At 66.9% G+C, this 7,307-nt stretch carries 6 protein-coding genes; 5 read left to right on the top strand and 1 reads right to left on the bottom strand.

The window, feature by feature from the left end; all coding sequences use genetic code 11:
* Positions 1-912 precede the first annotated feature (912 nt).
* Together ACGLHR_RS36405 and ACGLHR_RS36400 are read left to right on the top strand one after the other, a co-directional pair.
* Positions 913-1,743, top strand: coding sequence for an AzlC family ABC transporter permease (locus ACGLHR_RS36405; protein WP_400100048.1), 831 nt, complete (start codon positions 913-915; stop codon positions 1,741-1,743).
* Complete coding sequence (locus tag ACGLHR_RS36400) at positions 1,740-2,063, top strand: AzlD domain-containing protein (RefSeq protein WP_267605609.1); 324 nt, start codon at positions 1,740-1,742, stop codon at positions 2,061-2,063. The genes ACGLHR_RS36405 and ACGLHR_RS36400 overlap by 4 nt, the downstream gene beginning before the upstream one ends.
* A 42-nt stretch (positions 2,064-2,105) precedes the next feature.
* Here the strand turns inward: ACGLHR_RS36400 and ACGLHR_RS36395 are convergent, their stop codons facing one another.
* On the bottom strand, positions 2,106-3,242 hold the full coding sequence (locus ACGLHR_RS36395; protein ID WP_400100046.1) for a helix-turn-helix transcriptional regulator: 1,137 nt from the start codon (positions 3,240-3,242) through the stop codon (positions 2,106-2,108).
* Positions 3,243-3,603: 361 nt separating this feature from the next.
* On the opposite strand from ACGLHR_RS36395, the gene ACGLHR_RS36390 reads away from it, so the two are divergent.
* Genes ACGLHR_RS36390 through pyk form a run of 3 tightly spaced genes read left to right on the top strand, consistent with a single transcriptional unit; the run spans position 3,604 to position 7,194 of the window.
* Entirely contained in the window at positions 3,604-4,812 is a 1,209-nt protein-coding gene (locus tag ACGLHR_RS36390; RefSeq protein WP_400100044.1) for a phosphoglycerate kinase, read from the top strand.
* 32 nt (positions 4,813-4,844) lie between these two features.
* Positions 4,845-5,744, top strand: coding sequence for a DUF4349 domain-containing protein (locus ACGLHR_RS36385; RefSeq protein WP_400100042.1), 900 nt, complete (start codon positions 4,845-4,847; stop codon positions 5,742-5,744).
* Positions 5,745-5,757: 13 nt separating this feature from the next.
* Positions 5,758-7,194, top strand: a complete 1,437-nt coding sequence (gene pyk, locus ACGLHR_RS36380; protein WP_267605612.1) for a pyruvate kinase — start codon at positions 5,758-5,760, stop codon at positions 7,192-7,194.
* The last annotated feature ends 113 nt before the right edge of the window (positions 7,195-7,307 follow it).

Below are 7,307 nucleotides of genomic sequence, written 5' to 3'. Positions count from 1 at the left end.
CCAATGCCTGAATTTGTCCTCACCCTCAAAGAAAACTAACGAAAAGAAAGCCGCCCTGCCGGGGGCAGAGCAATAAGTCTTATGTGGGGCCGGTGGTTGCGTCGTACGGCCCTGAGTGTTGGCTGGCGTGCCTTACCGGCTCAAAGGGCATCGTAACTGCATGACCCAATGGTCACGTGGTGGTGCCCCTGATCGCTTTGCGCGGTGAGCGTTCGACCACCTGCCGTTCGCGGTGCGTCTGGCCGCGATGCTGCCTGCCTTGCTGGTTTCGCGGTTTTGTCTCTGGCGGCGGGCGCCCGGCCATTTGATGCCCTGCCGTACCGGCGCGAGCGGCACCTTGCTATCAACTCCCCCGGTTTCGTGGTGGGCACTGTGGCCCGGTCCGCGAGGTTCACGCTCGAACATCACCGCGCTTGCCCTCCGAGACAAAACCACGAAACCAACCACCCCCGAAACGGCGCAGCCCCTCGCGCCGCGAACGGCAGATGGCCGAACGCTCACCGCAAACGAGGTCGGGGGCTGCACGACGAAACCCATGGGTCATGCAGTTGCGATGACCTCCAAGCCGGTAGGACACGCCAGCCAACACTCAGGGCCGTACGACGCAACCACCCCCATCGAACAGCCTTATTGCTCTGCTCCCGGCAGGGCGGCTTTCTTCTCGTTAGTCTTCTTTGCCGCGCAAAGAAGAGTGACCGGCAGCCCCCGCAGGGGGATGTCGTATGGCTTTTGGGTGCAAAATCCAACGCCGCAACAAAGAGCAGCAACAGATCCAGCAAACCACCCCCCCGCCACAACGCCCAACAACTGTTAAGCAACCACTTACCACCCCCTCCCACTCCCCCTATAATGCCCAATTCCCCCTAAGGGCTTTCCCGCCCGCGGCGGCAGCCATCCCCCCTATCTTCAGTTATGACATTCCGACCGCCCCAGGTACTGCTGCGTCCCTGGCATCGTTTTGCCCCGGCCGAGCGGGCCGGCTTTATCGAGGGGGCGCGGTATTTTGCGCCGTCCCTGCCTGCCGTGTTCTCCTGGGGGCTGGTGACCGGCGTGGCCATGAGCAAGTCGGTGATGAACGTGCCCGAGGCGATCGGCATGTCGTTGCTGGTCTATGCGGGCTCGGCCCAGTTGTCCGTGCTGCCGCTGTTTGCGGCGGGCCTGCCGTTGTGGACGGTGTGGCTGACCGCCGCCATCGTCAACCTGCGCTTCGTGATCTTCAGCGCGGGGCTGCAGCCGCATTTCAGCTACCTGCCGCTGTGGCGCCGCACGCTGCTGGGGTCGTTCAACGGCGACCTGCATTTCGTCTACTTCATGCAGCGCTATGCCACGCCGGGCCATGAGCCGGGCAAGGAAGGGTACTTCTGGGGCATGGCGCTGACCAATTTCACCATGTGGCAGGTCTCGTCGATCATCGGCATCGTGCTGGCCAGCGCGTTCCCGGATAGCTGGGGCCTTGGGCTGGCCGGCACGCTGGCGCTGATTCCGGTGATGGTCACGACCATCCGCTCGCGTTCCACGCTGCTGGCGGTGGCGGTGGCTGCGACGCTGGCGCTGCTGTGCTTCGAGCTGCCTTACCGCCTCGGCCTGGTGGCGGCGGTGGTGGGGGCGATCGCCGCCGGCATGGCCAGCGACGAGCTCGCGGCCCGCGCGACCTTGCACGGCATCCGCCGCCGCAAGGCGGAGCATGCGCCCGCGCAGGCAGCCTCTCAGGCAGCCTCCCCGGCTGCGGAGGACCGGGCATGAGCCATCTCGAGATCTGGATCGCGCTGGTCGGCATGGCGCTGGTGACCATCGTCACCCGTGCGCTGTTCCTGATGGCGGGCGAGCGCGTGACGGTGCCGGACCGCATCCAGCGCGCGCTGCGCTACGCGCCGGCGGCGGCGCTGGCGGCCATCATCTTGCCCGACCTGATGACCTGGCACGGGCATTTCACGCTGGCACCCAGCAACTACAAGCTGGTGGCCGGCGCGGTGGCGCTGGTGTTCTACCTGGCGACGCGCCGCATGGTGGGCATGATCGTGGCGGGCATGGCGGTCTATACCGGCCTGCGGCTGCTCGGCTGAGCCGGGGCCCGGCGTTCGCCGGGCCCCGGCGGCGCGATGCGGTTAGGCAGTGTCGCCGGGGCCGTCTTGCCCCTCGGGCCCGGGCCCAAGTGCCGTGCCCAGCTGGGTCAGCAGCCGCGTCAGGCGGGCCTGCGTGCTGGCGCCGGTCTTGAGGAATACCGCCTTGAGCTGGCTGCGCGCGGTTTCGTGCCGAACGCTCAGGCGCTCGCTCGCTTCGGGCAGGCCCATGCCGGTAGCCAACAGGCTGGCCAGGCGGATCTCGGCGGGCGTCAGGCCATAGACTTCGCGCAGCAACTGCGGGAGTTGCGCCGGCGTCTGCGCGTCTTCATGGATCACCACCAGCGCGGCGGGTTGCTGCCAGGGCAGCGCAAAGACGTGGGACGGCGGCAGCGGCAGCACGATCAGCTGCGCGCAGGCGCCGCTGGCATGGCGGGCGATGGCCGCACGCGCAGGCACCGTGCTGTGCGGCGCGCAGGCAGTGCTCACCAGGTCGGCCAGCGAGCGCGACAACTGCCACTCGCCGGACTTGCCGGCGGGGTCCAGCCGCCGCACCCAGCGCTCGCCGATGCCGTTGCTCAGCAATACGCGCCGCTCGGGCGAGAAGGCAATCACGCCGAACGACAGGCGCTCCAGGATCTGCGCTGACAACTGCGCCAGCCTCGACAGCCCGAGGGTGCGGTCGCGCATGGCCATGGCGCTGCGCATGTGGGGCAGCGCCCAGTCCAGCGCGCTGACGTCCGCCGGCGTGAAATTGCCTTGGGAGAACGAGCGCTGCAGCGCGAAATACACCTCGTAGTGGGGCTTTCGCTCGACCAGGCAGGCCGCGTAGGAGCACAGGTCGAAGCGGTGGAAGAAATCGCGGTAAAACGGGCTGCGCTGCATCGAGCCCTCGCCAAAATCGCGCGCATCGATGTACCACTCCCCGGGGGAGAGGTTATGGGCAAACAGCTTGCCCGGATCGAGTTCGTGGAACTCCTTCTCGTAAGCGCTGAACAGCTCCTGCACCGGGCGCACCATCTCGTTGACCGTCATCAGGTCCCGATCGGTATCGCGCACGATCATCGATGCGTGCGCGCTGCCTACGATGTTGCTCAGGGTGTTCAAACTTTGCTGCCAGGCCTGTGCGTCAAGAATCCCTTCATACAAGCCACGGATTGCCCCGTGCATGTCTTCGTTCATGATTACCCCTGCCTTCGCGACAACGGCGTTAGCCGTGCGGCGCCGACGCCGCTTCCCGTAAGCGCGTCCGGCACCCGTGCCTTGGGTCCCGTCTGAAGCGGGCCTCTGGCTATGTTTTTGCGTGCTTTTCTTGTACCAACTTGTGCATACAGTGCGCGCTTTGGCAGCAGCGTACGAGACCAAGCGTGATTGTCGCACCCCCCATTCAGGGGGTGCGTTGCAAGGATGTGGCACGCCGCCCGTTACATGTGGCGAATAGTACACCCACCGGCGGGTGCATCCGGGGCCCAATCCCGCAAAATGGCCCTTGCGATCAGGTAAAATGCCGATTTTCCCCGATTTTCGCTCTCCAGCCACCGCCATGACCTCTGTCCTGCGTCTTTCCGATCTCATCTCCCAAGGCAAAATTGCCGGCAAGCGGGTTTTTATCCGCGCCGACCTGAACGTGCCGCAGGATGACGCCGGTCAAATCACCGAAGACACCCGCATCCGCTCCTCGGTGCCTGCCATCGAGGCCTGCCTGCAGGCAGGCGCCGCCGTGATGGTGACGTCCCACCTGGGCCGCCCGACCGAAGGCGAGTTCAAGCCCGAGGATTCGCTGGCGCCCGTGGCCACGCGCCTCTCCGAGCTGCTCGGCAAGCCGGTCAAGCTCGTACAGAACTGGGTCGACGGCAACGGCGACGTCAGCGCGGTCAAGCCCGGCGAAGTGGTGCTGCTGGAAAACTGCCGCGTCAACAAGGGCGAAAAGAAGAACAGCGACGAACTGGCGCAGAAGATGGCCAAGCTGTGCGACGTCTACGTAAACGATGCCTTCGGCACCGCGCACCGCGCCGAAGCCACCACCCACGGCATTGCCAAGTACGCCCCCATCGCCTGCGCCGGCCCGCTGCTGGCCGCCGAGATCGATGCGCTGGGCAAGGCCCTGGGCCAGCCGGCGCGTCCGCTGGTGGCGATCGTCGCCGGCTCCAAGGTGTCCACCAAGCTGACCATCCTCAAGACGCTGGCCGGCAAGGTCGACAACCTGATCGTCGGCGGCGGCATCGCCAATACCTTCATGCTGGCTGCCGGCCTGAAGATCGGCAAGTCGCTGGCCGAGGCTGACCTGGTGGCCGATGCGCGCACCATCATCGACCTCATGGCCGCGCGCGGCGCCTCGGTGCCCATCCCCGTGGACGTGGTGTGCGCCAAGGAATTCAGTGCCACCGCTGTTGCCACCGTCAAGGACGCGAAGGACGTGGCCGACGACGACATGATCCTCGACATCGGCCCCAAGACCGCGCAGATGCTGGCGGACCAGCTCAAGCTGGCCGGCACCATCGTGTGGAACGGCCCGGTTGGTGTGTTCGAGTTCGATCAGTTCAGCAATGGCACCAAGGTGCTGGCGCAGGCCATCGCCGAGTCCAAGGCGTTCTCGATCGCCGGTGGCGGCGACACGCTGGCGGCCATCGCCAAGTACGGCATCGCTGACCAGGTGGGCTACATCTCCACCGGCGGCGGCGCCTTCCTGGAATTCCTGGAGGGCAAGAAGCTGCCCGCGTTCGAGGTGCTGGAACAGCGCGCCGCGGGCTGAGGGTGACAGGTTTGCGTGGGTTTGGCGCGGGCATGGCCGGCAAGCGTGGGCTGGCGGCGTTGCTGCTGGCGGCCTCGATGATGCTGGCCCTGGCCGCATGCGGCCGCCCGGGCGGCGGCGCGCCCGAGGGGCGTCCCCAGGCTGCCGCGTCGGTGGCGGGAATGCCCGCCGGCGAGCTGGCACGGGGTGGTGGTGGCGAGCAGCAGGAGGCGGAGCGCCGCTACCTGGCGCTGAAGTACGCGCTGACGGTGGAGAACGCCGCCGACGCTCTGGAGACTGGCTGGAAGAGCGTGGTGCAACGCTGCCAGGCGCTCGGCTGCGAGTTGCTGGAGGCGGCCTTCACCCGCAGCCGCGACGGTGCGCTGCCGCACGGCGAGCTGCGCGCGCGCATCGCGCCGAAAGCCTTGCCGGATCTGCTCAAGGCGGCCGAGCAGGGCGGCACGGTGGTGTCCAACGCGGTGTCGAGCGAGGACAAGACCGACCAGGTGATCGATGCCGAAGCCCGCATCAAGAACACCACCGAGCTGCGCGACCGCCTGCGCGCCATGCTGCAGAACGCGCGCGGCGCGCTGCGCGACGTGATCGAGCTGGAGCGCGAGCTGGCGCGCGTGCAGGGTGAGCTGGACACGATCAACGGACTGCGCAAGATGCTGGCGGCGCAAACCGACCGCAATGAGGTCCGCATCGACTTCGTCGCGCGCGAGACGTTCGTCAGCCGGCGCAAGGTGTCGCCGCTGCGCGACGCCGTGAGCGATATCGCCGAGTTGTTCCTCGGCAGCCTGGCCATGCTGATCCGCGTGGCCGCCGGCGCGCTGCCGTGGCTGCTGGTTGGTGTGCCGCTGCTGTGGTTCGCGCTGGCCTGGCGCCGGCGCCGCGCGGCGCGCAGGAAGCAAGCCGTGCCGGCGCCGCCGGGCGGCGCTGGCCCTCGATAAGGAAAATCAGTTCATGACCCGTTCCACCAAGATCGTCGCTACCATCGGCCCCGCTTCCAGCACGCTGGAAATCCTGACGCGCATGATCGCGGCCGGGGTCGACGTGGTGCGCCTGAACTTCTCCCACGGCAAGGCCGAAGACCACATCGAGCGCGCCCGCCTGGTGCGCGAGGCGGCCAAGGCCTGCGGCCGCGAAGTCGCCATCATGGCCGACCTGCAAGGCCCCAAGATCCGCGTCGGCAAGTTCGAAAACGGCAAGATCACGCTGAAGGTGGGCGAGCCCTTTATCCTCGACGCCACCTGCACCCTGGGCAACCAGGAACGCGCCGGCCTCGACTACGAGGACCTGCCGCGCGACGTCGGCCCGGGCGACCTGCTGCTGCTCAACGACGGCCTGATCGTGCTGGCGGTGGAGCGCGTGCTCGGCAACGAGATCTTCACCAAGGTGAAGATCGGCGGCGAGCTGTCCAACAACAAGGGCATCAACCGCCAGGGCGGCGGGCTGTCGGCGCCGGCGCTGACCGCCAAGGACATGGAAGACATCAAGACCGCCATGGCGTTGGGCGCGGACTATGTCGCGGTGAGCTTCCCGAAGAACGCCACCGATATGGAAATGGCCCGCCAGCTCGCCGCGGTGGCCGGCCAGCCGCACCAGCACAAGGCCCGCATGATCGCCAAGATCGAGCGCGCCGAGGCCATCCGTCCGGGCGTGCTCGAGGAAATCCTGCAAGCCTCCGACGGCATCATGGTGGCCCGCGGCGACCTCGCCGTGGAGGTGGGCAACGCGGCCGTGCCGGCGCTGCAAAAGCGCATGATCCGGCTGGCGCGCGAAGCCAACAAGCTGACCATCACCGCCACCCAGATGATGGAGAGCATGATCGTCAACCCGGTGCCCACGCGCGCCGAGGTGTCGGACGTGGCCAACGCCGTGCTGGATGGCACCGACGCCGTGATGCTGTCGGCCGAGACCGCCGCCGGCAGCTACCCGGTGGAGACGGTGGAAACCGTGGCCCTGGTATGCGTGGAGGCCGAGAAATCCGAGGTGGTCCAGCTCGACACCGATTTCCTGAACCAGACCTTTGGCCGCATCGACCAGTCGATCGCCATGGGCGCGCTGTTCACCGCCTATCATTTGCAGGTGAAGGCCATTGCCGCGCTGACCGATTCCGGCGCCACCGCGCTGTGGATGAGCCGGCATCGCATCCATGTGCCGATCTACGCGATGACGCCCAACCTGGCCTCGCAGCGCAAGATGCAGCTATACCGCAATGTGGTGCCGCTGCCGCTGGAAGCCAGCGCCGACCGCGACACCGCGCTGGAACAGGCCGAAGAACTGCTGCTGTCGCAAGGCGTGGTGCAGCGCGGCGACTTTATCGTGCTGACCATTGGCGAGCCGATGGGCCAGCCAGGTGGCACCAATACGCTGAAGATTGTCCGGGTAGGTGCCTGATATGTGCCGCGCCGGACAGACAGCCGGCGCCTGGGCGCTCAGCATCACTCCCGGAATAATCGCGTAGAGACGGTGTGCTACGCGAGCAAAACGATTACATGATTAAACGAGAT

The sequence above is a fragment of the Cupriavidus sp. CuC1 genome (genome assembly GCF_044627735.1).
GTDB lineage: Bacteria > Pseudomonadota > Gammaproteobacteria > Burkholderiales > Burkholderiaceae > Cupriavidus > Cupriavidus ulmosensis.
This window is presented reverse-complemented; position numbering and strand designations above follow the sequence as displayed.

What these genes read in the sequence shown, in the direction of transcription:
- ACGLHR_RS36405 (WP_400100048.1), top strand. Translation starts at nt 913, where the DNA reads ATGACATTCCGACCGCCCCAGGTACTGCTGCGTCCCTGGCATCGTTTT.
- ACGLHR_RS36400 (WP_267605609.1), top strand. Translation starts at nt 1,740, where the DNA reads ATGAGCCATCTCGAGATCTGGATCGCGCTGGTCGGCATGGCGCTGGTG.
- ACGLHR_RS36395 (WP_400100046.1), bottom strand. Translation starts at nt 3,242, where the DNA reads ATGAACGAAGACATGCACGGGGCAATCCGTGGCTTGTATGAAGGGATT.
- ACGLHR_RS36390 (WP_400100044.1), top strand. Translation starts at nt 3,604, where the DNA reads ATGACCTCTGTCCTGCGTCTTTCCGATCTCATCTCCCAAGGCAAAATT.
- ACGLHR_RS36385 (WP_400100042.1), top strand. Translation starts at nt 4,845, where the DNA reads ATGGCCGGCAAGCGTGGGCTGGCGGCGTTGCTGCTGGCGGCCTCGATG.
- pyk (WP_267605612.1), top strand. Translation starts at nt 5,758, where the DNA reads ATGACCCGTTCCACCAAGATCGTCGCTACCATCGGCCCCGCTTCCAGC.